This window comes from Agarivorans sp. QJM3NY_29, from assembly GCF_050870835.2.
In the GTDB taxonomy this organism is placed as follows: Bacteria; Pseudomonadota; Gammaproteobacteria; order Enterobacterales; family Celerinatantimonadaceae; genus Agarivorans.
This window is the reverse complement of the sequence record NZ_CP194036.2, coordinates 4175810-4202090: the sequence shown is the minus strand read 5'-3', so window position 1 is coordinate 4202090 and position 26281 is coordinate 4175810. Positions and strand designations below refer to the sequence as shown.

At 46.9% G+C, this 26281-nt stretch carries 23 protein-coding genes and 1 other RNA gene; 20 read left to right on the top strand and 4 right to left on the bottom strand.

The features are described 5' to 3' along the window. Genes ACRRS0_RS18930 through ACRRS0_RS18920 form a run of 3 tightly spaced genes read right to left on the bottom strand, consistent with a single transcriptional unit; the run spans window position 1 to window position 2784 of the window. Complete coding sequence (locus tag ACRRS0_RS18930; protein WP_432456030.1) at window positions 1-591, bottom strand: SIS domain-containing protein; 591 nt, start codon at window positions 589-591, stop codon at window positions 1-3. Between the two features lie 2 nt (window positions 592-593). Further along, the gene (locus ACRRS0_RS18925) at window positions 594-992 is read right to left on the bottom strand and encodes a YraN family protein (protein ID WP_432456031.1); all 399 of its coding nucleotides are present in this window, start codon (window positions 990-992) and stop codon (window positions 594-596) included. Then, entirely contained in the window at window positions 934-2784 is a 1851-nt protein-coding gene (locus ACRRS0_RS18920) for a penicillin-binding protein activator (RefSeq protein ID WP_432456032.1), read from the bottom strand. Before ACRRS0_RS18920 ends, ACRRS0_RS18925 begins: the two co-directional genes overlap by 59 nt. Before the next feature lie 140 nt (window positions 2785-2924). Here ACRRS0_RS18920 and rsmI point away from each other — a divergent pair, with 140 nt between their 5' ends. From rsmI to lpxC, 18 genes are all read left to right on the top strand, one after another. After that, window positions 2925-3764 carry a 16S rRNA (cytidine(1402)-2'-O)-methyltransferase gene (rsmI, locus tag ACRRS0_RS18915; RefSeq protein WP_432456033.1) on the top strand — a complete coding sequence of 280 codons (840 nt, stop codon included), beginning with the start codon at window positions 2925-2927 and terminating at the stop codon, window positions 3762-3764. A 52-nt stretch (window positions 3765-3816) separates the two neighbouring features. Beyond that, window positions 3817-4213: RNase P RNA component class A (gene rnpB / locus ACRRS0_RS18910), an RNA gene on the top strand. Window positions 4214-4554: 341 nt separating this feature from the next. Further along, entirely contained in the window at window positions 4555-5010 is a 456-nt protein-coding gene (mraZ, locus tag ACRRS0_RS18905) for a division/cell wall cluster transcriptional repressor MraZ (RefSeq protein WP_432456139.1), read from the top strand. Between the two features lies 1 nt (window position 5011). After that, on the top strand, window positions 5012-5947 hold the full coding sequence (gene rsmH, locus ACRRS0_RS18900) for a 16S rRNA (cytosine(1402)-N(4))-methyltransferase RsmH (protein ID WP_432456034.1): 936 nt from the start codon (window positions 5012-5014) through the stop codon (window positions 5945-5947). Beyond that, window positions 5947-6264, top strand: a complete 318-nt coding sequence (gene ftsL / locus ACRRS0_RS18895; protein WP_432456035.1) for a cell division protein FtsL — start codon at window positions 5947-5949, stop codon at window positions 6262-6264. The genes rsmH and ftsL overlap by 1 nt, the downstream gene beginning before the upstream one ends. Beyond that, window positions 6264-7994 carry a penicillin-binding transpeptidase domain-containing protein gene (locus tag ACRRS0_RS18890; protein WP_432456036.1) on the top strand — a complete coding sequence of 577 codons (1731 nt, stop codon included), beginning with the start codon at window positions 6264-6266 and terminating at the stop codon, window positions 7992-7994. Before ftsL ends, ACRRS0_RS18890 begins: the two co-directional genes overlap by 1 nt. Continuing rightward, window positions 7984-9456: a UDP-N-acetylmuramoyl-L-alanyl-D-glutamate--2,6-diaminopimelate ligase gene (gene murE, locus ACRRS0_RS18885; protein ID WP_432456037.1), complete on the top strand. Its 1473-nt coding sequence runs from the start codon at window positions 7984-7986 to the stop codon at window positions 9454-9456. Before ACRRS0_RS18890 ends, murE begins: the two co-directional genes overlap by 11 nt. Next, the gene (locus tag ACRRS0_RS18880; protein WP_432456038.1) at window positions 9453-10832 is read left to right on the top strand and encodes a UDP-N-acetylmuramoyl-tripeptide--D-alanyl-D-alanine ligase; all 1380 of its coding nucleotides are present in this window, start codon (window positions 9453-9455) and stop codon (window positions 10830-10832) included. The genes murE and ACRRS0_RS18880 overlap by 4 nt, the downstream gene beginning before the upstream one ends. Next, on the top strand, window positions 10826-11908 hold the full coding sequence (mraY, locus tag ACRRS0_RS18875; protein ID WP_432456039.1) for a phospho-N-acetylmuramoyl-pentapeptide-transferase: 1083 nt from the start codon (window positions 10826-10828) through the stop codon (window positions 11906-11908). Before ACRRS0_RS18880 ends, mraY begins: the two co-directional genes overlap by 7 nt. A 21-nt stretch (window positions 11909-11929) precedes the next feature. Beyond that, a complete protein-coding gene (murD, locus tag ACRRS0_RS18870) occupies window positions 11930-13234 on the top strand; it encodes a UDP-N-acetylmuramoyl-L-alanine--D-glutamate ligase (RefSeq protein ID WP_432456040.1) in 1305 nt (434 codons plus the stop codon). After that, complete coding sequence (gene ftsW, locus ACRRS0_RS18865) at window positions 13231-14439, top strand: cell division protein FtsW (RefSeq protein ID WP_432456041.1); 1209 nt, start codon at window positions 13231-13233, stop codon at window positions 14437-14439. The genes murD and ftsW overlap by 4 nt, the downstream gene beginning before the upstream one ends. Further along, window positions 14432-15517, top strand: a complete 1086-nt coding sequence (murG, locus tag ACRRS0_RS18860) for an undecaprenyldiphospho-muramoylpentapeptide beta-N-acetylglucosaminyltransferase (protein WP_432456042.1) — start codon at window positions 14432-14434, stop codon at window positions 15515-15517. Before ftsW ends, murG begins: the two co-directional genes overlap by 8 nt. Then, the gene (murC, locus tag ACRRS0_RS18855) at window positions 15518-16966 is read left to right on the top strand and encodes a UDP-N-acetylmuramate--L-alanine ligase (RefSeq protein ID WP_432456043.1); all 1449 of its coding nucleotides are present in this window, start codon (window positions 15518-15520) and stop codon (window positions 16964-16966) included. Further along, window positions 16966-17889 (top strand): D-alanine--D-alanine ligase, encoded by a 924-nt coding sequence (locus tag ACRRS0_RS18850; protein ID WP_432456044.1) that lies wholly within the window; start codon window positions 16966-16968, stop codon window positions 17887-17889. Before murC ends, ACRRS0_RS18850 begins: the two co-directional genes overlap by 1 nt. A gap of 2 nt (window positions 17890-17891) precedes the next feature. Next, on the top strand, window positions 17892-18647 hold the full coding sequence (locus tag ACRRS0_RS18845) for a cell division protein FtsQ/DivIB (RefSeq protein WP_432456045.1): 756 nt from the start codon (window positions 17892-17894) through the stop codon (window positions 18645-18647). After that, a complete protein-coding gene (gene ftsA / locus ACRRS0_RS18840) occupies window positions 18628-19884 on the top strand; it encodes a cell division protein FtsA (RefSeq protein WP_432456046.1) in 1257 nt (418 codons plus the stop codon). Before ACRRS0_RS18845 ends, ftsA begins: the two co-directional genes overlap by 20 nt. A gap of 38 nt (window positions 19885-19922) precedes the next feature. After that, window positions 19923-21071 carry a cell division protein FtsZ gene (gene ftsZ, locus ACRRS0_RS18835; protein WP_432456047.1) on the top strand — a complete coding sequence of 383 codons (1149 nt, stop codon included), beginning with the start codon at window positions 19923-19925 and terminating at the stop codon, window positions 21069-21071. Window positions 21072-21180: 109 nt separating this feature from the next. Then, window positions 21181-22098, top strand: a complete 918-nt coding sequence (gene lpxC, locus ACRRS0_RS18830; protein WP_432456048.1) for a UDP-3-O-acyl-N-acetylglucosamine deacetylase — start codon at window positions 21181-21183, stop codon at window positions 22096-22098. An 18-nt stretch (window positions 22099-22116) separates the two neighbouring features. Here the strand turns inward: lpxC and ACRRS0_RS18825 are convergent, their stop codons facing one another. Then, complete coding sequence (locus ACRRS0_RS18825) at window positions 22117-22572, bottom strand: DUF721 domain-containing protein (RefSeq protein ID WP_432456049.1); 456 nt, start codon at window positions 22570-22572, stop codon at window positions 22117-22119. 21 nt (window positions 22573-22593) lie between these two features. Between ACRRS0_RS18825 and ACRRS0_RS18820 the strand changes: the two genes are divergently transcribed. Beyond that, on the top strand, window positions 22594-23517 hold the full coding sequence (locus tag ACRRS0_RS18820) for a M23 family metallopeptidase (protein WP_432456050.1): 924 nt from the start codon (window positions 22594-22596) through the stop codon (window positions 23515-23517). A gap of 35 nt (window positions 23518-23552) precedes the next feature. Then, window positions 23553-26273 carry a preprotein translocase subunit SecA gene (gene secA / locus ACRRS0_RS18815; protein WP_432456051.1) on the top strand — a complete coding sequence of 907 codons (2721 nt, stop codon included), beginning with the start codon at window positions 23553-23555 and terminating at the stop codon, window positions 26271-26273. The last annotated feature ends 8 nt before the right edge of the window (window positions 26274-26281 follow it).

The window sequence follows — 26281 nt, the reverse complement described above, 5'->3', positions numbered from 1 at the left end:
CTAATCCTCTTGTTGGGGGAATAAGGTTCGGTCGATTAAGTCACATAAACTATTTAAGGCCAGCAGGTGTACCTCGTTTATTCTTATGCTTTGCTCTGCTGGGACTCTAACTTCAACATCTTGCTCGCTCAGTAATCCGGCCATTTCGCCGCCATCTTTTCCGGTGAGAGCGATAATGCTCATGTCGCGGTTCACCGCAGCTTCCATTGCTTTAATTACATTACGACAGTTACCAGAATCAGAAATAGCAACCAGTACATCACCTTGTTGTCCTAAGGCGCGAATTTGTTTGGCAAATACTTCGTCAAACGAATAATCATTGGCGATTGCTGATAATAAGGAATTATCGGTGTTGAGGGCTAAGGCTGGGAGGCTTGGGCGTTCGGTGTCAAAACGGTTTACTAAACTTGCGGCAAATTGCTGGGCTAAGGCAGCCGCCGAACCATTGCCAGCAATTAATAATTTATTCCCATTTAGCAGGGCGTGAGCAATGATAATGGTTGCTTTTTCGATGGCGTCTGGTAGCGCTTCGGCAGCAGCGATTTTGGTTTGAATACTCTCTCGGAATATCTCTTTAATACGTTCTTGCATGTTTATTCCCCAAATGCGTTTTGGAACCATTCTAGATAGGGAGCTTGTGCTTGTATGGCGATCACATCGAAACGCATGGCTGTATCAAATTGGTTTAAATTTTGTTGCTGTAAGTAGTATTGAGCACTTAGTATAATTCGGCGGATCTTATGTTGGTCAACGGCCGCGACCGCCCCTCCAAAAGTATTCGCACTACGATACTTTACTTCGACAAATACCCAAATATCGTTTTGTTTACAAATTAAATCTATCTCGCCGCGGCGGCAGTGATAATTTTTTTCAATCAGCTTTAAACCTTGTTGTGTTAGGTAACGAGCTGCTTGCTGTTCTGCTTGTTGCCCACTATTCAAGGGATTTTGGTTTTGCTTGGATGTCCAAGGGAACCAGTTTGCCATTTTCATATTGAGTCCAGATCAGCTGTCGAGCAACGAGACCTTTTGGATCAACACTTAAGTTGCCAGTAAGTCCCTGAAATTGATAGTCGGAATAGCCGCGCATTTGGGCTAATTGACCAATTAGGTTGAAGGCATCATAACCCAAAGCGTAAAGCCGTTTTTGAGTATCTGTTGAACTGGGCCAAAGCTGTTGGTAACGAATTGCGTTAACCGATTGTAGATCTAGCGCCCAAGGCATTTCACTGATTAGCATACCATCAAGTTCGTTCTCGCTGGTCTGGTCATTTTTGTTATAGCTGCGAGAGCTTGCATATAAGCGTGGGCTCATAGCAAAGGGACTCACCGTTACATCAATAAAGGCTTTGATGAGTTTAGTCTCGGTATTATCGCCAACTAAATATAAGGCTTGTGCATCGCTGCGCGAGCGCAGTTCGGTTTCCAGGTTTTGACCAATTATTTGTTTAAATTGATTGATGCGCTGTTGGCTTTGGTCGGTATGCAATAATTTGGTTACGGCCGCCTGTAATTGGCTACGATTGGCGTAATACACCACATCAACAGGCGCGGAAGAAAGCATTTGCCATTGCTGGCTAAATGCTTCTGCCATACGCTCTCCTAAGTTATTTTGAGGGACTAATAACAAAGGGTTCGTTTCTTCTCGCTGAGCCATGAATTGTGCAGCCTGTTTGGCTTCTGTTTCGGGAGACAAAGGAAAGAAAAAGCGTTGTTCGGTGTTACTACTGAGCACATCATTTAAGCCCAGCAGCGGAATAGTTGGTTGTAGCGTAAGTAGATTGGTTAATTGAGATTTAAGCAGCGGACCGAGGATAAAGTTGATTTGCTGTTCTTCCAATTGTGCATATAAATTTGCCATGGCTTGTGTTTGCGTATCAAAAAATATCAGTTGGGTATCGCTTGCGTTATTTTGCTGTTGGTCTAAGTAAGCCGAAATCAAGCCATCTTTTAGCGCTAAACCGTTATTTTTATATTTTCCAGACAAGGGGAGGAGCACCGCAATTTTCTTCGGTGAATAGGGTTCAATGCTTAAAGCTTTTGCTAGATCTCCATCAATATAATCGAGAGCAGGATGATTAGGATAGTCACGTTTCCACTGCTGCAATGCGGCAATTAGAGCCGCAGGGGATGGTTTAGGCTCATTGCTGATAGCCACAATCTCTAACCAGCCATTTTTTAAGTCACTAGAGACCTGTTGGAAGCTACGAAGGGTAAATGCGGTGAGTGGTTTGAGTTGTTGCCAAATCACTTGATGATTTGTGGCGCGCAGCGCTTCTGGTAAATAACGGTCCAGTTCTATATAAGCGCCTGCAGCGGCTAATGGGTTGTTTTGTTGTTTAAAGATATCACCACGCGTTTGGTAATAGCTTTGCCAGTAATCACGAGGCAAATCCCATATCGGGTCAAAGTCTAATAATTCTAAGGCTTGGGAATAGTGGCCTTGACGCTGCAGAGCGTAGCCTTGAACTAAGCGAAGCGCAGCGATACGTTGTGGGCTGTTGGTTTGAGCCTTTAACGATGAAACAATCGCATCACCAGCTTGGTATAAGCCCTGCTGGTAGTAAGCCTTCGCTGCGAGTAATTCCCAATCATAAGTATGCTGTAACTCTGCGATAGCCGCCTGGTCTAAATAAAATTGAGCATTGTGCTCTAAAGTTGAAGCTAAGGACGGTAGAGGTATAGCTGTAATCGGTTGTTTTGTTGGGCCAGTACTACAAGCCGCTAATAAAAGCACCACCGTTAAACTGACATAACGTAGTGCTGAAATCAGGTTCGTTTTCAAAGTCTATACCACCAGTATCGTTTCAATAGTGCATATAGTAAGAGGCTCGCGACAAATAATCCACAATCGCGGTGTTGAAAGATTGAGGCTAGCCCGTCTTTTCATTAAAGTAGGGGCCGAATTAACGAGAGGTACTCCCTATGTCCGCAATTGGAACTTTATATATTGTTGCAACTCCAATTGGCAATTTAGCCGATATTACTTTGCGTGCATTAGACGTACTCAAGAGCGTGTCGATGATTGCTGCAGAAGATACTCGTAATACAGGTCGTCTGTTGGCTCACTACGAAATTGGTACTCGTTGTGTGGCAGTACATGATCATAACGAGCAACAAAAAATCGCTTGGTTGGAGAAATGTTTGTTGGAAGGGCAAGACATTGCGCTTGTTTCGGATGCCGGCACACCACTGATTAACGATCCGGGTTATCACCTGGTGGCAGCGTTTCGTGCCAAAGGCTACACGGTGGTGCCGTTGCCTGGTGCTTGCGCTGCAATTGCAGCTTTATCTGTCGCCGGTTTACCCACCGACCGTTTTTTGTATGAAGGATTTTTGCCGGCGAAAAGTAATGCGCGTCAAGCTCGATTGGCTGAGTTACGTCAAGAGGTTCGTACCGTGGTTTTTTATGAGTCGCCACATCGTATTGTCGAAAGCTTAAAAGATATTGTTCAATGTTTGGGTGAGGAGCGCCAAGTCGTGATGGCGCGTGAGCTGACGAAAACCTTTGAGACGGTGAAATCTTTAGCTGCTGCTGAATTACTGGCATGGGTACAGGCCGATCCAAATCAGCAAAAAGGTGAGATGGTCTTGATCGTGGCCGGTTTTGATAAATCCACTCAGGGCTTGCCTGTGGAAGCGCTAGATACCTTGAGTTTGTTACAACAAGAACTCCCTTTAAAAAAAGCCGCCGCTCTCACTGCTAAAATTTATGGTTTAAAGAAAAATGCGCTTTACGAACATGGCCTAAATCACTCGAAGTAAGGGCGGAGAAAGCGCTATTCTTAAGTGCAGGAGTTTGCTATAGTCCGCCACCGGAGTTGGCTAGACAATCGCTGCTTCGTCGTTGTGTACTCTTTCGGGAGTGGCAAACGGGCGAAGGGGAGGAAAGTCCGGGCTCTATAGGGTAGGGTGCCAGGTAACGCCTGGGAGGCGCAAGCCTACGACAAGTGCAGCAGAGAGAAGACCGCCGATGGCGACTCTTTCTTCGGAAAGGGTTGATACAGGTAAGGCTGAAAGGGTGCGGTAAGAGCGCACCGCACAACTGGTAACAGTTTGTGGCGAGGTAAACTCCACCCGGAGCAAGGCCAAATAGGCCCCCTTAAGGCGCGACCCGCGTTGGGGGCGGGTAGGCTGCTTGAGCCGTTAAGCGATTAACGGCCTAGACGAATGATTGTTCACGACAAAACCCGGCTTATCGGCCAACTCCTACTTCTTTAAAAGCCCCGTTGCTAAAACGGGGCTTTTTTAATTTTTGATAAGTAAATGCTCGCTATCCCCTCCAACATTGACCCTTGTGATTCTAGTCTTGATAACTTTTTACTAAATAAAACGATTTATTTTTACTCATTTGTAGGCCCGGTTGCTTTGTATATCAGCCCTTTAGCTGAGGTCTTTGAATCCTTGGTGGAATTTTGTTCATTTTCTTGCTCATGGTCGCTTGCAAAGGGGGAGACTCGTCCTTAAACTTAGTGAATTGTGGGATAAAGTGGATCATAGTGGATCTATTACCCCTTTAAATCTGATATTAGCATGTGAGGGGAGTCAACACCGGATGTTACGCGGCGCAAGTTCAATCAATCTCGATGCGAAGGGGCGAATGACAATGCCCACGCGTTATCGTGAGTGGTTGATTGAAGAGTGCCAAGGGCAGTTGGTGTGCACCATTGATATCAATCATCGCTGTTTATTACTTTATCCACTGGCCGAGTGGGAAGAGATTGAGCGGAAGTTGAAGAAATTATCAAGTATGAATCCAGCTGAGCGTCGCTTACAGCGCTTGTTGTTAGGTTATGCGGATGATTGTGAGATGGATAAAAATGGGCGTTTGTTGATCCCCCCTCCACTACGCCAACATGCGAGTTTGCAGAAAAAAATTATGTTGGTCGGCCAACTCAATAAGTTTGAGCTGTGGTCTGAAGAGCAATGGCAGCAACAGATTGCTGCCGATATCGCCTTAGATGAGGATGTTGATATGTTAACTGATAACCTAAAAGATTTTTCACTTTAATATGAGTAATGAATTTGCCCATACCTCGGTACTTTTGCAAGAGTGTATTGATGGTTTAGCCATCAAAAAAGATGGTATTTACGTCGATGGTACTTTTGGTCGAGGAGGCCATAGCCGTGAGATCTTAAAGGCGCTTGGGCCGCAGGGGCGTTTGATCGCTATCGATAGAGATCCTCGAGCGATTGAAGCAGCGAAACAATTTGCCGATGATCCGCGTTTTCAGATTGTTCATGGTCCCTTTTCTGGCATCGAGCAATATATTAGCGAGTTAGGTTTAGCTAAAAAGATTGATGGTGTATTGCTGGATTTAGGGGTGTCATCGCCACAACTCGACGATGCAGAGCGGGGTTTCAGCTTTTTACGTGATGGTCCCTTGGATATGCGGATGGATACATCGCGAGGCCAAACGGCTGGAGAGTGGCTCACCCATGCTGCGGAAGAAGACATTACCTGGGTGATTAAAACCTTTGGTGAAGAAAAATTTGGCAAGCGGATCGCACACGGCATTGTTAACGCGCGTCAATTGGAACCGCTAACCAGTACCCTGCAGCTCGCCAAAATTATCGATTTAGCTTGTCCGGTTAAAGATAAACATAAACATCCTGCGACCCGCAGTTTTCAGGCGATCCGTATTTATATCAATAGTGAACTTGATGAAATCGAAAAGGCCTTATTAGGTGCAATGAACTGCTTAGCCACCGATGGTCGTCTGGCTGTGATTAGCTTCCATTCTTTGGAAGATCGGATGGTCAAACGTTTTATTCGAAAACAAGAGAAGGGTGAGCAATTCCCGCGAGGATTTCCGTTAACTGAACAACAGTTAGCCAGCGGTCGTTATTTAAAAAGTGTTGGGCGAGCGATTAAACCGAGTGCTGCCGAAATTGAAGTTAATCCGCGCTCGCGTAGCTCGGTATTGCGGATAGCTCGTCGCTTGTAATGAGCGAAGTTAACCGCCAGCCCAATCTGTTACGGGCGATACTGAAAGATTTTTGGCGTCATAAGCAGCAGCTAGGGCTACTGATACTGGTAGTGATCTCTGCTTTTGCAGTGGTTTGGACAACCCATCATACGCGGATGTTTGTTGAGCAAAGAGAACGTTTAATGATGAATCGCGATGCAATCAATGTGGAGTGGCGGCACCTACTCATTGAACAAAATACACTTGCAGAACATAGCCGTATAGAGAGTATCGCTCGAAAGCGTTTGGCGATGCATCGACCCAAGTTAGAAGAACAAGTGGTAATTAGTAAGTAATGAGCAATAAGGCAAATAAACAAGGACTGTTCATCCATTGGCGCTTTGTGCTAGTGATGGTCGTGGTTTGTTTGGTATTTACTGCCCTAGTAAGTCGTGCCGCTTATATTCAGGTGATCGCACCGGATAAACTGATCTACGAAGGGGATTTACGTTCTATTCGTACCAAAACCGGTTATGCGGAACGAGGTGTGATTACCGATCGTTTTGGTAACGAACTTGCGGTAAGTGTACCTGTTCGTGCTATTTGGGCGGATCCGAAGCATGTGGTTGAGCAAAATAGCTTCGCAGATGGTGAAGCTTGGGCCGCCTTAGCCAAGGTGTTAGAGACCGATGTCGCTAGTTTACAGAGCCGTGTCAGCGATCCGCATCGGCGTTTTGTATATTTACAGCGACAGGTAAGTTCCGCAGTAGCGAATTATGTTGATAAACTCAAAATCAAAGGTGTTTATCTCAAACCTGAATCAAGAAGGTTCTACCCTACTGGCGAAGTGAGTGCTCACTTGGTTGGTTTTACTAATATTGATGACCATGGTCTGGAAGGGATTGAGGGAAGTTACGACGACTGGCTTACCGGTGAACCGGGTAAGCGCCAAGTTCGAAAAGATCGACTGGGTCGTGTGGTTGAAGATCTTGCGGTTATCCATCAAGCCAAGCAAGCGCAAGATATTGCCTTGAGCATTGACCAGCGTATTCAAGCCCTAGCATATCGTGAGTTGAAGAAAGCAGTGGCTGATACCCGAGCGACTTCGGGGAGCGTTGTGGTATTAGATATCGACACCGGTGAAGTCTTGGCAATGGTCAATAGTCCTTCATTTAATCCGAACAATCGCAATGAATTTCAAAGTTATCGCTATCGTAATCGCGCGATCTCCGACAGTTATGAACCAGGTTCGACGGTCAAACCCTTATCGGTACTTGCAGCATTGGAAGCTGGTCATGTTAAAACCAATAGTATGATCAATACCAATCCCGGGTGGATGCGCATTGGTGGCCGTCGAGTCCGTGATTCTCATAATTATGGTGAAATCAGTCTTACTAAAGTGATTCAAAAGTCGAGTAATGTTGGAACCAGCCAGTTGGCACTAAAAGTTGGTGTTGAGGGTTTGCTGGATACATTTTATCGCGTCGGTTTTGGCAATGGTGCAGGCTTAGGCTTGGTGGGGGAATCGGCTGGATTGATGCCACAACGTCGACGCTGGTCTGATTTTGAATTGGCAACCTTGTCCTTTGGTTACGGTTTAATGGTCACGCCGCTCCAATTGGCACAAGCCTATGCCACGATTGGCGCTGGTGGCATATTTCGCCCCGCATCGATTATTAAGTTACAAAAAGCGGCGCCGGGTGAACGGGTTTTTAAAGAATCCACTGCCAAAGCGGTGTTACAGATGATGGAGTCTGTGGTCCATGAAGGTGGCACAGGGCTTAAAGCTGCTGTGCCTGGATTTCGTATCGCCGGTAAAACCGGAACTAGCCGTAAAGCGATTCGTGGTGGCTATGGTGATGATTATGTGGCGATCTTTGCTGGAGTCGCGCCTGCGAGTCACCCTAAGCTTGCGGTCGTGGTGTTTGTGAATGAGCCCAAAACGGACAGCTATTACGGTGGCGTGGTTGCGGCACCAGTATTTTCTAAAGTGATGCAGGCTGGATTGCAATATTTAAATGTCGCGCCAGATGACGATGACGGTCGTATTGTGAAGTTGAGTGGGGGCGTTGATAGTGAAACCTGATTTATCAGCACTACTCGCAAAATTTGCCGTGACTCAGGCGCCTAAGCTGAGCTTTGAGCACTTATCCTTGAATAGTCGTGAGCTTCGTTCTGGCGATGTATTTGTGGCTATTCATGGTCATCAGGTCGATGGTCGTGATTACATCGATGCAGCCATTATTGCGGGTGCCGTAGCTGTGATCGTTGAAGCTGATACTGAACAACAGCATGGTCAAATTGAATGGCGTGGAGAGATCCCCTGTATTGCCTTCTGGCGTTTAAGTCAGCAACTCTCTCAGTTAGCCTCTGCCAGATACTTTCCTGAGGGGAATCACTTAAATCTGGTCGGAGTGACTGGAACCAATGGTAAGAGTACTGTCACTCATCTGATTGCTAATCTGGCCAATTTAAGCGGTATTAAAGCTGCAGTGATGGGGACCTTGGGAAATGGTAAGCCTGGTCAGCTCGAGCAGAGCCATAATACCACCGCTGATGCGATTACGATTCAACGTCAGTTGAGTGAGATGCAGCAACAGGGCTATCAATTAGTGGCGATGGAAATATCTTCCCATGGTTTGGTACAACAACGGGTTGCAAGTGTTCCTTTCTCGGTCGCTATTTTTACCAATCTCAGTCGCGACCACCTCGATTATCATGGCAGTATGGCTGAATATGGCCGTGCTAAGCAGGCCTTGTTTGACTGGCCAAGTTTGCAGTGTCGTCTGATTAATGCTGACGATGGTTTCGGAAAGCAATTACTGCAGCATTACCCTGATGCCCAAGCTTTGTCCTTAGAAGATAGCAGAGCACAATGGCAGATCGCTGATTTACACTTTAGTGAACGCGGTGTTCGTGGTTACTTGCTAAGTCCCGAGGCAAGCCATGAACGGGTTGCGTTACACAGTCCCCTATTGGGGCGGTTCAATGCCGAGAACTTGCTCAGTGCGATTGCTTGTCTTCACCACTTTGGGGTCGATTTAGCAAAACTAATGGATTTACTTCCTTGTTTAAATGCAGTACCGGGTCGGATGGAGTTGTTTGTCGGAAAATCTTCGGTAGTGGTGGATTATGCGCATACTCCGGATGCATTAGATAAAGCCTTGACGGCCTTACGTTTACATTGTCGCGGGAAGTTGTGGTGTATCTTTGGTTGTGGCGGCGACCGTGATAAAGGCAAGCGGCCTTTAATGGCGGCGGTTGCCGAGCAAAAAGCTGACCAAGTCATCGTGACGGATGACAATCCTCGTTACGAAGATGCGGTGGCGATTGTTGAAGATATCATGGCGGGCTTTTGTCATCCTGAGCGAGTCGCGGTTGAACATCAACGGACCGTCGCGATTCAACAGGCCATTCAGCAAAGTGGTTCACAAGACATCATCTTGGTGGCAGGAAAAGGCCATGAGAGTTATCAAATTATTGCTGCGCAAGTTTTCGATTATGACGAGCGGGCGGTCGTACAAAGCTTAGTCGGGAGAGCACAATGATCCCATTGAAGCTGTCTGAGCTGCTCAAGCCCTTGCAAACTAAACTAATCGGTGATGATCAGACCATACTGAGGGTTGATACTGATTCTCGTAAGCCGATGCCACAAAGTCTGTTTGTCGCCTTAAGCGGTGAACGTTTCGACGCCCATGACTTCGCTGGGAAAGCCGTCGAACAAGGTGCTATTGCTTTGGTTGTGGAACGGCTTCTGCCGCTCGATGTACCGCAATTAGTGGTCGCTGACTGCCGAATAGCCCTAGGTTTGCTCGCGAGTTATTTACGTGAAAAATTGAGCTTGCCTTGTTGCGCAATCACTGGCAGTAATGGCAAAACTACCGTGAAGGAAATGACGACAAAGATTTTAGCGCAGGCTAAATCGGTGTTAGCTACTCAAGGTAATTTTAACAATGACATCGGTGTTCCCCTGTCGTTATTGCGAGCCACCGAACAACATCAAGTGGGCGTGCTTGAACTGGGCGCGAATCATATGGGTGAAATTGCCTATACCGTGGCCTTGGTGAAACCGCGGGCAGCACTGATCAATAATGTGTCAGCCGCGCATATTGAAGGTTTTGGCGATCAAACGGGGGTATTACGCGCTAAATCAGAGTTGTTTGTTGGTTTGGCGAAGGGCCAAGTGGCGATCTGTGAAGCTGGCGCTGATTATCAGCAGCCGCTGATGGATGCGGCCAGCCCAGCCAAGGTTCAACTATTTTCTTTGGATCAGCCGAATGCTGATTTTTACGCCAGTGAGATCCACTCATTGGGTCTCTCGGGAAGTCGGTTCACCCTCAATACACCCCAAGGTCGAGTGCAAGTGCAGATAAACCTTGCGGGTCAACATAATGTGAAGAATGCGGTGGCTGCGTCTGCTTTGGCTATCGCGATGGGGGCGAGTTTAAGCGAGGTGAAATTAGGCTTGGCCGACTTGGAGGAAGTCCCTGGGCGGGTGAATGTGCAGACGCTTAGTCCACAGCTTCAGTTGATTGATGATAGTTATAACGCCAATCCCGCTTCATTTAAGGCGGCTGTCGATATTTTAGCCAGTTTTGAGGGTAAGCGCTTGCTTATCGCTGGCGCCATGGGAGAAATGGGCGAGCAAACGGAACTGGCGCACAAAGACTTAATTGCGCAAGCACTTGACAGAAACATTAGCTTGTATTCTTATGGCGCGTCTTTTCAGTCGGCGCTGGCCGATTTAGGACGTTCAGAGCTGGTTTTTGACTCCCACGAGCATTTAATTTCGCAGCTGATTGAGGACTTGAATCAGGCGCCTAATCAGGCTTGTTTGATATTGGTGAAAGGTTCTCGTTCAAGCAAAATGGAAACGGTGGTCCAGCACTTACAACAATATTATAAGAAGGGTTTCGAATGTTAGTTTGGTTAGCTGAATATCTGCAGCAATATTACAGCGGATTTTCGCTATTTGGTTATTTAACCTTTAGGGCGATTGTGAGTATCTTAACTGCCTTAGTGTTTGGCCTGTGGATGGGACCGAAGCTTATCCGTAGTTTACAACGTTTGCAGATTGGACAAACGGTACGTAACGACGGTCCTGAATCTCATTTAAGTAAATCTGGGACACCGACCATGGGCGGCGTTCTGATCATCGCTTCGGTATTTTTATCGACCCTGTTGTGGGCTCGTTTAGACAATCCTTACGTGTGGGTGATGCTGTTTGTGTTTGGCAGTTACGGCGCCATTGGTTTTATCGACGACTATCGCAAAGTGATCCGCAAAGATCCAGCTGGCCTAATCGCGCGCTGGAAGTATTTTTGGCAATCGGTGGTTGCTTTAGTGGTGGCGCTTTACCTATTTTGGAGCGCAGATTCAGCAGCGCATACCCAGTTGGTGTTGCCATTTATCAAAAATGTGATGCCACAGCTTGGCTGGTTATTTATTCCCCTGACTTACCTCGTCATAGTTGGTAGCAGTAATGCCGTTAACTTAACCGATGGTTTAGATGGCTTGGCAATTATGCCCAGTGTGATGGTGGCCTCGGCCTTTGCCTTAATCGCTTATCTTACCGGACATGTTAATTTCTCAAGTTATTTGTTCATTCCTTATATTCCTGCCGCCAGTGAATTGGTGGTGGTGTGTACCGCGATGGTCGGGGCTGGTTTAGCCTTTCTTTGGTTTAATACCTATCCAGCCCAAGTATTCATGGGCGATGTTGGCTCGCTTGCCTTAGGGGCAGCCTTAGGTACGGTTGCGGTGCTGGTGCGCCAAGAGTTGCTGTTGGTGATTATGGGGGGCGTGTTCGTAATGGAAACGGTTTCGGTGATCTTACAGGTTGGCTCTTATAAGCTGCGTGGTCAGCGGATTTTCCGTATGGCTCCAATTCACCATCATTATGAGTTGAAAGGCTGGCCTGAGCCTCGAGTGATTGTGCGTTTTTGGATTATTTCATTGATTTTAGTGTTGATTGGTCTTGCGACTTTAAAAGTAAGATAACAGATAGGATTGAGTGGGTTGGTGAGTAAATTACAGTCACAAAAGCGATATGCGGTGGTTGGCCTTGGTGCTAGCGGACTCAGTAGTGTCCGTTTTTTGCTGCGTCACGGGATTTCTCCCTTGGTTTGTGATACCCGAGCAGAGCCACCGGGTTTGGTTAATTTGCCCACTGAATTGCCAGTAATTTGTGGCGAGCTGCCTCTGGCTCAATTACTCGATTGTGATGTGGTGATTGTCAGTCCTGGTGTTGCCTTGGCCCACCCGGTTCTACAAACCCTTGCCAAAGCAGGCATTGCTTTGATCGGTGATGTGGAGTTGTTTAGTCATTATGCGGCAGCACCAGTGGTGGCGATTACTGGCTCTAACGGCAAGAGTACCGTTACTACACTGCTAGGCGAAATGGCTAAACAGGCCGGTCTTAAGGTGGCGGTTGGCGGTAATATTGGCGTGCCCGCGTTGGATTTGCTCAATGATGAGGTGCAGCTATATGTATTGGAGTTATCAAGTTTCCAATTAGAGACCACCGAACATTTGCAGACGGCAGCGGCCACTCTACTCAATGTTAGCGAAGATCATATGGATCGCTATGATGATTTAGGTGCTTATATTGCAGCGAAGCAAAAAGTCTATCAGCACGCGATGACCGCAGTTGTGAACTTGGATGATGTTCAATCGACACCAATTACCACGACTGAAAATAGACTTAGTTTTTCTGTCACTCAGCCTGCCGACTTTTGTCTTAGCTGCGATCAAAAACAGTTACTTCGCGGAACTAAAGTACTGCTTGATATTAGCGATTTGGCCTTAGTTGGAACCCACAATTATGCCAATATACTGGCAGCTCTCGCCTTAGCTGAGTCGCTCGCCATTCCCATGCAAGCTTGCTTAGCCGCGGTAAAGCAGTTTGCTGGCTTAACCCATCGCTGCCAATTGGTTTCTCGTAAAAGAGATATCCGGTGGATTAATGATTCTAAGGCCACCAATGTTGGCGCCACTTTGGCGGCGCTCATCGGACTGAAAGATAGCGCGGCTCAACTCTGGTTGATTGTGGGCGGGGATAGTAAGGCTGGCGATTTAAGTGAGCTTAAGTCTGCATTTTCTGAAGTGGCAGGGGTGGTTGCCTTTGGTCGAGATAAGTTGCGTTTTCAACAATTGGATCCGCAAGTCGTCTTAGTTGATGACCTATCTGGAGCGTTGAATTGGTGCGCTGAACAAGCTAGAGCTGGTGATACGGTATTGTTATCGCCTGCCTGTGCCAGTCTGGATATGTATCGTAATTTTGAAGCGCGCGGTGAGCACTTTTGCCAATTGGTGGAGGCGCTATGAATTTACTTGCTAAACCACGCTTAGGATTTCAACTGTTGGTCAGTCGGTTTCAGGTGGAGCCTGCAGCGCGTGCCGAACCACAGTTATTCGATAGTCACTTATTGTGGTTAGCGCTATGTTTGATGGTATTTGGTTTAGTGATGGTGGCGTCTTCTTCTATCCCAGAAGGTATTGCCATCAATGACGATCCGTTCCGTTTTGCCAAGCGTCATGGTATCTACCTACTGATCTGCTTAGCGACGATGGCGGTGGTGGTGCAGATCCCGATCGCCTGGTGGCAGTCACATAACGCAACATTTTTGCTGCTGGCGGGGCTCGCGCTGGTGTTGGTGTTATTGGTGGGGCGAAATATTAACGGTAGTAGTCGCTGGATAGGTTTTGGTCCGATTAATATCCAGCCCGCTGAGTTTTCAAAGCTGGCGCTGTTTACCTACTTGGCTGGTTATTTGGTTCGCCGTCATGAACAGGTAAGAGAGAATTTAAAAGGTTTCTTAAAGCCGCTAGTGGTGTTTTTTCTGATGGCTGTTTTACTATTGGCGCAACCCGATTTGGGTAGCGTGATTGTGATGTTTGTGACGACGGTGGGCATGTTGTTTTTAGCTGGCGCGAAGCTGATCCAGTTCTTTGGTTTAATGTTTACCGGTGTGGTTTCGGTGGTGACTTTGGTGATTGCCGAACCTTATCGAATGCGTCGAGTTTCTTCGTTCTTGGACCCTTGGCAAGATCCCTTTGGTAGCGGTTATCAACTCACGCAATCTCTGATGGCCTTTGGTCGCGGAGATTGGTTGGGGGAAGGTTTGGGGAACTCAATTCAAAAACTTGAATACTTACCTGAAGCCCACACCGATTTTGTGGTGGCGGTGCTTGCGGAAGAACTTGGTTTTGTGGGGGTTTGTGCGGTACTCCTGTTACTCATTTTATTGGTTAGCCGAGCGATGAAAATAGGCAAGCAGGCTTTATTAGCAGAACAAGCTTTTGCGGGTTACTTAGCTTGCGGCATTGGTATTTGGTTTAGTTTTCAAACGATGGTGAATGTGGGGGCTGCATCGGGCTTGGTGCCGACCAAAGGCTTAACCTTACCTTTGGTGAGTTATGGTGGTTCCAGTTTGTTGGTGATGTCGATAGCGGTCGCAGTGTTATTGCGCATTGACCATGAGTTCCGTTTGGCTCGTTGCCAAGCCTATACGAGGGACTCCCATGGCTGAACAGAAGCGTCCCAAGTTATTGGTTATGGCCGGCGGGACTGGTGGTCATGTATTTCCTGGTTTGGCGGTAGCGGATCATCTGTGTCAGCAAGGTTGGCAGATATCGTGGTTGGGAACCGCCGAACGAATGGAAGCTCAGTTGGTACCGAAACATGGCTATGCTATTGATTTTATAAGTATCAAGGGGGTTCGTGGCAATGGCCTGTTGCGTAAGCTAGCCGCGCCTTTTAAGTTGTTGAATGCTATAAGGCAGGCGCTGTTGCTGATGCTGCGTTTGCAACCTGATGTGGTGCTTGGCATGGGCGGCTTTGCCAGTGGACCCGGTGGAATAGCGGCATGGTTGATGAGAAAACCTCTGGTATTACATGAGCAAAATGCCGCCGCCGGATTAACCAATAGAATGTTGGCCAAAATTGCCACTAAGACTTTGATTGCTTTTCCTGGTGCTCTCGCTAAGGGCAAAGTGGTGGGTAATCCGGTGAGACCTGCGGTATTGGCATTACCTGAAAAAAGCTTAAGTGAAAGTCGCGATTATAATCTGCTAGTGATTGGCGGAAGTTTAGGGGCGCAAGTTTTTAATCAGCATTTGGCTGCTGGAATTAAAGCCAGTGGTTTAGATCTTCGTATTTGTCATCAAGCGGGTAAAAATAAGTTGGCAAGTGCCGAACAAGCCTATCAGGATGCCAAGCTTGAAGAACACTTGAGTCAAGCGCCGAAAATAGTCGAGTTTATTGATGATATGGCAGCAGCTTACCAGTGGGCGGATGTGATACTCTGTCGCGCTGGCGCGCTCACTGTGTCGGAGGTGGCGGCCGCGGGTTTAGCTGCGATTTTTGTTCCGCTTCCCTATGCGGTGGACGATCATCAAACTAAAAATGCCCAATATTTGGTGGATGCAGAGGCTGCCCAATTGTTGGCTCAAAGCGATTTTTCGTCACAGCGGATAGCGACGATATTAAATGAATTTGCTGATCCGGGATTGCGCCATCGTTATGGTTGTAATGCGAGAAAGCAGGCGGCCGTTGATGCGACAGAGAAAGTCGCCGCAGTTTGCCAAGACTTAATGAAGAGTAGTTAGATGAGTAAAATTGAATTGGCCAAATTACGGACCATGATCCCAGAGATGCGCAAGGTGAAGCGGATTCACTTCGTGGGGATTGGAGGTGCAGGTATGGGGGGGATTGCCGAAGTATTGGCTAATGAAGGTTATCAAATCTCAGGCTCGGATCAGGCGCAAAATACAATGACGGATCGTTTGCTGACGGTCGGTGCTGAAATTTATGTTGGTCATGCTGCAAGCAACATTGCGGGGGCACACGTGGTGGTGGTGTCAACTGCGATTCGAGACGATAACCCAGAAGTTGTTGCTGCAAGAGCTGCTCGGATTCCGGTGGTTCGTCGCGCAGAAATGTTGGCTGAATTGATGCGCTATCGGCATGGAGTTGCCGTTGCGGGCACCCATGGTAAAACCACTACGACTAGTTTGCTTGCCAGTATTTATGCGCAGGCTGACCGTGACCCCACCTTTGTGATTGGTGGTTTGCTAAATAGCGCGGGTACCAATGCACGTTTGGGCAGTAGCCGTTACCTTATCGCCGAAGCTGATGAAAGTGATGCCTCATTTTTGCACTTGCAGCCGATGGTTGCAGTGGTCACCAATGTTGAACCAGACCATATGGAAACTTATGGTGGTGATGAAGCTCAGCTACATGCCACCTTCATCGATTTTTTACATAACCTGCCTTTCTATGGCGTGGCGGTGATGTGTATTGATGATCCTGGCGTGCAGGAGCTATTGCCTAAAATTGGTCGACATATTATTACTTACGGTTTTTCAGAGCAGGCAGATGTGCGGGTTCAGGCATTTGTGCAACAAGGTGACCGTTGCTCGTTTACGGTGCAGCGCATTGGTCGTCCAGCCTTAGAGATTGAGCTTAATATGCCGGGGCAGCATAATGCGCTTAACGCGGCGGCTGCAATCGCGGTCTCGAGCGAAGATGGTATCGAAGATCGGGCGATTATTGATGCTTTGAATGGTTTTGAAGGTATTGGTCGTCGATTCCAGCAGTATGGTGAATTTGCCACCGGCAATGGTTCTGCTCTGTTGGTGGATGATTATGGTCACCACCCAACCGAGGTATTGGCAACTCTGAAAGCGGCGCGAGCTGCTTGGCCAGAGCGGCGTTTGGTGATGGCGTTTCAGCCGCACCGTTATAGTCGTACGCGTGATTTATACGAAGATTTTGTGGATGTATTGGCTCAAGTGGACAGCTTATTGCTTTTGGAAGTGTATTCGGCAGGTGAGGATGTGATTGCTGGTGCGGATAGTCGTTCATTATGCCGTAGTCTACGCCAACGAGGTTTAGAGCCTATTTATGTGAAACAACCCGATGAATTGGCGAGTTTGCTTGCTGATGTGATCGAAGATGGTGATGTCGTATTAACCCAAGGTGCTGGTAATATTGGCGTCTTGGCGCGGCACTTGGGTGAGCTGCAGCTCAACATCAATAGAATGAAGAATAATTAATGGGTAGTTTAGTTATGAAACGAGTGGCGGTGCTGTTTGGTGGTGATTCAGCCGAGCGTGAAGTATCACTTAAATCGGGGCGCGCGGTGTTATCGGGTTTGCTTCGAGCAGGTATTCATGCGGAAGGTATCGATACTCAAGGTTTTGATCTAAACACGCTAAAACAGAATCACTATAGTCATGTGTTTATTGCCTTGCATGGACGAGGTGGTGAGGACGGTACTTTGCAAGGTGCCTTAGAATATCTGGGGCTTCCGTATACCGGCAGTCGGGTACTTGGTTCTGCCTTGGCGATGGATAAAATCCGTTGTAAGCAAATTTGGCAAACTCTTGGTCTGCCTACGGCTGCTTATCGGATTGTTGATCAAGCCTCTTATCAAGCTGCTCAGGCGGAAGATATTTTGCAACAGTTATCGGGAGTAGTGATTGTTAAACCCGCTTTAGAGGGGTCAAGCATTGGAATGGCCAAGGCGGAGACGGTTGAGCAGTTGCAACAAGCGATAGTGAGTGCTTTTGAATATGATACTCGAGTACTAATCGAACAGTGGATTAGCGGTGCTGAATATACGGTAGCCATTGTTGGGGAGCGGGTATTACCTTCGATTAGGATGCAAACACCGCATACCTTTTACGATTATCAGGCGAAGTATCAAAGCGCTTCCACCGAGTATTTTTGCCCAAGCGGTTTGGACGCGCAACAAGAGCAACAATTGGCAGAGATTGCGATGCAAGCTTTTAAAGCCACTGACTGTGAAGGGTGGGGACGAGTTGACTTGATGGCTGATCAACAAGGGAATTGGTATTTACTCGAAGTGAATACGTCCCCGGGAATGACCGAAAAAAGTTTAGTACCGATGGCGGCTGAACAGGCAGGCCTGAGCTTTGATCAGTTAGTCGCGAGTATTTTGGATTTGGCGCATTAATCATGAAAATGACCCATCAACAAAAGCAACTTTGGGCCTATTGGGCGGGAGTGACCTTTTTTGTGTCGGTTATTTTAGTATTGAGTTATGCGGCTTACTCGGTATATCGAGGGGTGAGTGATAAGCGGCTTAGCCCGATGAATCGCTTATTGGTATCGGGTCAGCGCGAGTATGTATTAGATCAAGAATTACAGCATGCCTTAGCGGCATTACCTGAGGCTGGCAATTTTTTTAGCTTGGATGTGTCGCAAGTGAAAGCACAGATTGAACACTTGCCTTGGGTACGGCAGGTTACGGTACGTAAGCAGTGGCCAGATAAGTTATCGATCGCTTTACAAGAGCAGCAAGTCGTTGCTCGTTGGAATAATGCCGCTTTGCTTAATCAGCAAGGTCAGATATTTGATGCGCCACAGCAACGTGTAAAAACGGCCTTGGTATCTTTAAGTGGTCCGGATGAGCAGGCTGAAATGGTATTGAGCACCTTTCGACAATTGCAACAGCGTTTGCAGAGTCGAAATTTAAATATTGTAAGCCTTGCGTTAAATGAGCGCCATGCTTGGCAAATACAACTGGCTGGTGGTATGCGACTGCATTTAGGAAAAGAAGATAAGTTCAATCGTATTGAACGTTTTGTCGATATTTACCCGCAGTTGAAGAATGCGGCAGTCGCTTATGTTGATTTACGTTATGACACCGGCTTTGCCGTAGGTTGGAAGAAACAAGAAGGTTTGGTAATTAATGACCAAAGTAACGGATAGAAAACTGATCGTTGGCCTCGATATTGGCAGCGCAAAAATCACCGCATTGATCGGTGAGGTCTTGCCGAGCAACGAGATGAGCATTATCGGTGTAGGCAGTCATCCGGCAAAGGGTATGGATAAAGGTGGGGTTAACGACCTTGATTCGGTGGTTAAAACTGTACAGCGAGCACTGCAAGAAGCGGAGTTAATGGCCGATTGCAAGATTAGCTCGGTGTATTTGGGGGTCTCGGGACGCCACATCCGTTGTTTAAATGAAAAGGGCATGGTGCCGATTAGTGATGAAGAGGTGACTCAGGATGATGTGGATAACGCCATCCACACTGCTAAATCGGTGAAACTGCCCGATGAACACCGCATCTTGCATGTATTGCCGCAAGAGTTTGCCATCGATTTCCAAGAAGGTATCAAAAACCCGATTGGTTTATCGGGAGTTCGTATGGAAGCCAAGGTGCATCTTATTGCTTGCCACAACGATATGGTGAAGAACATCGTGAAGTGTGTCGAGCGTTGTGATCTTAAAGTCGATCAGCTGATTTTTTCTGCCTTGGCTTCAAGTTATGCGGTGCTTACTGAAGATGAAAAAGAGCTTGGTGTGTGTGTGGTTGATATTGGCTCTGGCACCATGGATATTGCGGTTTATACTAGCGGCGCTTTGCGTCATACCTCAGTGGTTCCATTTGCTGGTAATTCGGTGACTCGTGATATAGCGACCGTATTTGGTACGCCATTAAATGATGCTGAGGCCGTCAAGGTTCGTTATGGTTGCGCCTTAGGCAGTATGGTGAGTCGAGACGATACCATTGAAGTCCCCAGTGTGGGAGGACGTCCATCTCGTAGCTTGCAACGGCAAACTTTAGCGGAGGTGATTGAGCCTCGATATAGTGAGCTGTTTGCGATGATTAAAGTCAAGCTGGATGAGCTTGCGGATGATTTACAAGCGCAAGGCACTAAATTGCAGTTGGGCGCCGGTGTGGTTTTAACTGGTGGTGCAGCACAGATAGAGGGCGTTGTTGAATGCGCCGAGAAAATTTTACAATGTCAGGTGCGAGTTGGTTCTGCCAATAAAGTAGCTGGTCTTACCGAATATGTACAAGCGCCTACCTACTCAACAGCTGTGGGCTTGTTACATTACGGAATGGAAAATCAAACTGAAAAGCCAATTGAAGTGAAAAATATAAGCAGCGTTGGTAATATCGCGAAGCGTTTACACAGTTGGTTTAAAGGTGAATTTTAGTTTTTGCTAATTGGCGAAAATAAAGCGGAGAGAGAACTATGTTTGAGATTATGGATAGTCATACCGATGAAGCGGTCATTAAAGTGGTTGGTGTTGGCGGCGGCGGCGGTAACGCCGTTGAGCACATGGTGGCGCAGTCGATTGAAGGGGTGGAATTCATCACGATCAATACCGATGCGCAAGCGCTACGTAACTCTGGTGCCGATAATACCTTACAAATTGGTGGGGCCATCACCAAAGGTTTAGGGGCGGGTGCAAACCCTGAAGTAGGTCGCGAAGCTGCGATGGAAGATCGAGATGCGATCATGAGCCAATTACAAGGCGCAGATATGGTGTTTATTGCTGCCGGAATGGGAGGCGGGACTGGTACTGGTGCCGCTCCGATTGTTGCGGAAGTGGCTAAAGAGCTAGGGATCCTAACCGTAGCGGTAGTGACTAAACCTTTCGGTTTTGAGGGCAAAAAACGCACCAGTTATGCTCAGCAGGGGATTGAGCAGCTGAGTAAGAGTGTTGATTCATTAATTACGATCCCTAACGATAAGCTGTTAAAAGTATTGGGTCGAGGGGTGTCTCTGCTGGATGCTTTTAAGGCTGCAAATAACGTATTACTAGGTGCCGTGCAGGGGATCGCCGAGTTGATTACTCGCCCTGGCTTAATTAACGTGGATTTCGCCGATGTTCGCACGGTGATGCGTGAAATGGGCACTGCAATGATGGGGACCGGGATCGCTTCTGGTGAAGATCGCGCTGAAGAAGCTGCCGAGCTTGCTATTTCTAGCCCCTTGTTGGAAGACGTCGACCTAGCTGGAGCACGTGGCATTTTGGTCAACATCACCGCTGGTTTCGATATGAGCATTGAAGAGTTTGAAACGGTGGGTAACGCTGTGAAAGGTTTTGCCTCTGAGAATGCGACTGTTGTGGTTGGTGCCGTGATTGACCCAGAAATGAGCGATGAATTAAGAGTGACTGTGGTTGCAACTGGTATTGGTGCAGAACGCCGTCCTGATATTTCTATTGTTAAGCCACAACAAGCTGTGAATGCGGAACCGGTTACGCGTACCTTACCTGCCGATTCAGCGCCGATGATGGATGAATCCGCTGCGGTGGTAAATGCGGAACCTAGTCGTGCGAGTAGTGATGGTGATTATTTAGATATCCCAGCATTTTTACGTCGTCAGGCAGATTAATCTGTTGGTTAATGCTGGAGATTTAGCCAAAAGTTTGTGGTGTATTTCAAACTTATGCTAAGATGTCCGACCATTAACATTTATTTGGTCGTAAAGCAGAGGAATTTTTATGCTTAAACAACGGACTCTTGAAAAGTCAGTACAAGCGACAGGGATCGGTTTACATTCTGGGCACAAGGTCACGATAGTCTTGCGTCCCGCGCCAGCGAATACCGGTATCCTGTTCAATCGTACCGATTTAGATCCGGTTGTCACGATCCCGGCAAAAGCAGAATTGGTACGCGACACCATGCTTTGTACTTGTCTGATTGATGATGCGGGTAACCGTATTTCAACAGTTGAGCACTTAATGGCGGCAATTGCAGCCCTAGGTTTGGACAATTTAATTATTGATGTCGATGCGCCAGAGCTTCCAGTGATGGATGGTAGTGCTAGCCCCTTTGTATTTTTATTGCAATCGGCTGGTATTACAGAACAATCTGCGGCGAAGAAGTTTATTCGAATTAAACAAGCTATTCGTGTTGAACATGAAGATAAGTGGGCCGAGTTACTGCCGAACAACGACGGCTTTAAAATTGATTTCTCTATTGATTTTGATCATCCTGCGATGGAAGGCCGTAATCAGGCGATTTCGATGATGTTTTCTGCCGATAAGTTTGTGAAAGAAATCAGCCGTGCTAGAACCTTTGGGTTTATGCGTGATATTGAGTATTTGCAATCTAAAAATCTAGCCCTGGGTGGCGGATTAGAAAATGCAATTGTGCTGGATGATTACCGGATTCTTAACGAAGATGGCCTTCGTTATGAAGATGAGTTTGTTAAACACAAGTTACTCGATGCGGTGGGTGATTTGTTTATGGCTGGTTTACCCATCTTGGGTCACTTAAGAGCACATAAATCGGGTCATGCCTTGAATAATAATCTAGTTCGAGCAATGCTTGAGCAACAACATGCTTGGGAAATTGTCACTTTTGAAGACAAGTCCGAAGCGCCTGCTGCATACCAACTGCCGGTATTCAGTTTCTAGTTATTTGGTCGGCGCTGGCTAACTCTCTCCGCTCAGCGCCGCTAATTTTTTCAACTTTTCCTTCAGTTCATCAGGCACATGCTTGGATAATTCTGTGATATGTCTAGCTGCTTCAGCGCTTAGCTCGCGTTTTCCAGTGCTTTTTACTTCAGGTTCTGGTTTAATGTGCTTTAACTCCGGATTTATTTTTAATTCTAAACTGACAACCCCCGGGATAGCTTTGCGTAAGTCACTCAGTAGTTCAAATCGGAACTGTTTTAGTCGAGTGAGCCAAGCGGAACTCGGTGCTTCGATAATAGCGACTCCTTGACGCATATTAACGATACGGCATTGCTGTAGTTTGTAGTGTGCCAAAATATCGCTGCCCAGTTGTTGCAGCTGAAGTCGGCGTTGTAAGGGCTGTTCGATTTGCGCAAATTGTTTCTGATGAAACAGACGATTAATCGAAATCGGTTGGTGTTGTCGCTTGGACATAATAATTAGTATATTTTCAATATGAACTTAAGTTTAGTATACGCCCATAAAGGCGAGACCAGAACCATTCGCGTAAATCCCTTCCGTTTATTATGGCTGGGATTTCTGCTGGCACTGCTATTGTCCAGTATTGGTTTGTGGGGTGTTCAACAGTATCGAAACTTAGCACAGCAACAGGCGCGGTTGATTAGTCAGTTGGATGGTTTACAAGCGGAACCAAAGCTACATCAGTTTGAGCAACAATTACGTGAGCGTTATCGTGGGTTAGCGCTTAGAGTGGGGCAAATGCAAGTCGAGATGACCCGTTTGAATGCCCTTGGCGCTCGCTTAGTGGAAGATAGCGAACTTGCCGCAGAGTTTGATTTTTCTCATACACCTCCGATTGGCGGGCCGATGATGGACATCGACAGTAGTCGCGAACGCGATAGCCATTTGTTGTTTGGCCTGTATCAACTAGAACAACAGCTTGGTAAAAACAAAAAATCTCTTACCGCGCTTGAATCTTGGCAACAAAGTCTCCATTTATTAGACAATAGTTTTATCTCTGGTTGGCCAGCAAAAGGCCCCGGCATTTGGATTTCTTCACCCTTTGGTTCGCGGATCGATCCTTTTACGCAGCGCTTGTCGGTGCATAATGGCGTCGATATTGCTGGGAAGGAAGGGACAGCGATTTACGCAGTGGGTAGTGGCGTGGTTGTTTGGGCCGGAACGCGTTCTGGTTATGGCAACTTCGTTGAAATAGCGCATGGTAACGGAATGGTAACGCGTTACGGGCATGCTAAAGCAGTATTAGTAAAAGAAGGTGATGTGGTAAATAAAGGGGACGAGATCGCGTTGATGGGCAGTACTGGCCGCTCAACCGGTCCTCATGTGCATTTTGAGGTGCTTAAAAATGGCCGACCTCTGAATCCCAGTAAATTTATTTATCGCAAAGCCAGTGCATAGAAAATTGGATTTCGTCTTAGCAGAAGTAGTTTTTCATGATTAGTAAATTAGTAACGAAGATAGTTGGTACCCGAAACGACCGTACCATCAAGAAGATGCGTAAAATAGTAAATGCTATTAACGCCCTAGAGCCCGAATACGAAAAATTGTCAGCAGAAGACATCAAAGCGAAGGCCGTCGAATTTAGAGAGCGGGTGGAGCAAGGTGAAACGCTAGAGTCAATTTTGCCAGAAGCGTTTGCGGTGGTTCGTGAGGCCTCAAAACGGGTATTCGAAATGCGTCATTTCGATGTCCAGATGATTGGTGGCATGGTTCTTAACGATAATAAAATCGCAGAGATGCGCACTGGTGAAGGTAAAACCTTGACCGCGACTTTGCCTGCTTACCTGAACGGGATTACCGGTAAGGGCGTGCATGTGATTACCGTGAATGACTATTTGGCACAACGTGATGCGGAATGGAATCGCCCTCTATTTGAATACTTAGGTTTATCTGTTGCAGTGAATATTTCGGGAATGGACCATGAAGCCAAGAAGGCGTCCTACGCCGCTGATATTACCTATGGTACTAACAACGAATTTGGTTTTGATTATCTGCGTGACAATATGGCTTTTGCGCCAGAGCAACGAGTGCAACGACCTTTAAATTATGCAGTTGTGGATGAAGTCGACTCGATCCTCATCGACGAGGCTCGTACACCGTTGATTATTTCTGGTCCAGCGGAAGATAGCTCAGAGCTTTATAAAAAAATTAATGATGTGATCCCACTTTTGGTTCGCCAAGAGGAAGAAGATACTGAAGAACATACGGGTGACGGTCACTACACCCTCGACGAAAAAAATAAGCAGGTTCATTTGACCGAAACTGGTCAAATTTTTGTCGAAGAAACCTTGATTGAGCGGGGCATGCTCCAAGAGGGAGATTCACTTTATAATGCAGCCAATATTAGCCTGTTACACCATGTGAATGCTGGTCTACGCGCGCATACCTTATTCGAACGTAACGTCGATTATATCGTGAGTGATAGTGGCGAGATCGTGATTGTTGATGAACACACCGGCCGTACCATGCCAGGGCGTCGTTGGTCCGAAGGGCTACATCAATCGGTGGAAGCGAAAGAAGGGGTGGCAATTCAAAATGAAAACCAAACCCTAGCATCAATCACCTTCCAAAACTATTTCCGCCTATATCAAAAACTGTCTGGAATGACTGGTACTGCCGACACCGAAGCTTTTGAGTTTCAATCTATTTACGGCCTCGATACGGTGGTTGTACCAACCAATAAACCGATGGTTCGTGATGACAAAGGGGATTTAGTCTATCTGACCGCAGAAGAGAAATATCACGCCATTGTCGAGGATATTCGTGAGTGTGTGAAGGCTCAGCGTCCAGTGTTAGTCGGTACCGTATCGATCGAAAATTCGGAACTATTGTCGAATATTTTAAACAAAGAAAAAATTAAACATAACGTGCTGAACGCTAAGTTCCATGAGAAGGAAGCGGAAATTGTCGCCTCAGCGGGTATGGCTGGTGCGGTGACCATCGCCACGAATATGGCGGGCCGGGGAACAGATATTGTGTTGGGCGGTAGCCTTCAAGCCGAGCTGAGTGCTTTAGGTGAGGAAGTGAGCGAGCAGCAAATTGCCGAGATTAAACACCAGTGGCAGCAGCGTCATGATGCAGTATTAGCCAGTGGTGGTTTACATATTATTGGCACCGAGCGTCATGAATCCCGTCGTATTGATAACCAGCTTCGTGGTCGGTCGGGTCGCCAAGGGGATCCCGGTTCGACTCGCTTCTACCTCTCGATGGAAGATAGCTTGATGCGTATTTTTGCATCAGATCGAGTTACCGGAATGATGAAAAAACTCGGCATGGAAGAGGGTGAAGCGATTGAGCATCCTTGGGTCACTCGCGCCATTGAAAATGCTCAGCGTAAAGTTGAAGGGCGTAACTTTGATGTGCGTAAGTCTTTGCTGCAATTTGATGATGTGGCTAACGATCAGCGCAAGGTTGTTTACGAGCAACGTAACGATCTTATGGATAGTGAAAGTATTTCTGAAACTATCGAAGTGATCCGTCAAGATGTATATTCAGCGGTGCTTGATGAATACATTCCCCCTCAGTCTCTCGACGAAATGTGGCAAATCACTGAGTTGGAACAACGTTTGAAGAGTGATTTTGGACTGGATTTACCAATTCAAAAATGGCTGGATGAAGACGATAAGTTACATGAAGAAAGCTTGCGTGAGCGAGTTATCGAAGCCGCCGTGAAAGAGTACCAAGATAAAATTGATAAAGTGGGCGCGGATAGTATCAAACAGTTTGAGAAATCGGTGATGCTGCAAACTCTTGACCAGCTTTGGAAGGAGCATCTCGCTGCGATGGATCATCTGCGTCAAGGGATCCACTTACGTGGTTATGCTCAGAAGGATCCTAAGCAAGAATACAAACGGGAATCTTTTGAATTATTCACCCAGATGCTTGAAGCACTCAAGCTAGATGTGATTAGTATTTTGAGTCGGGTGCAGGTTCAAGCGCCAGAAGAAGTGGAAGCGATGGAAGCGAAACGTCGTGAAGCCGAACAACGCGCTATGGAATATCGTCATCAACAAGCTCAAAATCAGCTCGAGGATGAAGCAACAACGGCATCAAATCAACCGGTCGTTCGTGAAGGGCAAAAAGTGGGACGCAATGATCCTTGTCCCTGTGGTTCAGGTAAGAAATATAAGCAATGCCATGGTAAGTTATCCTGATTTGAGGA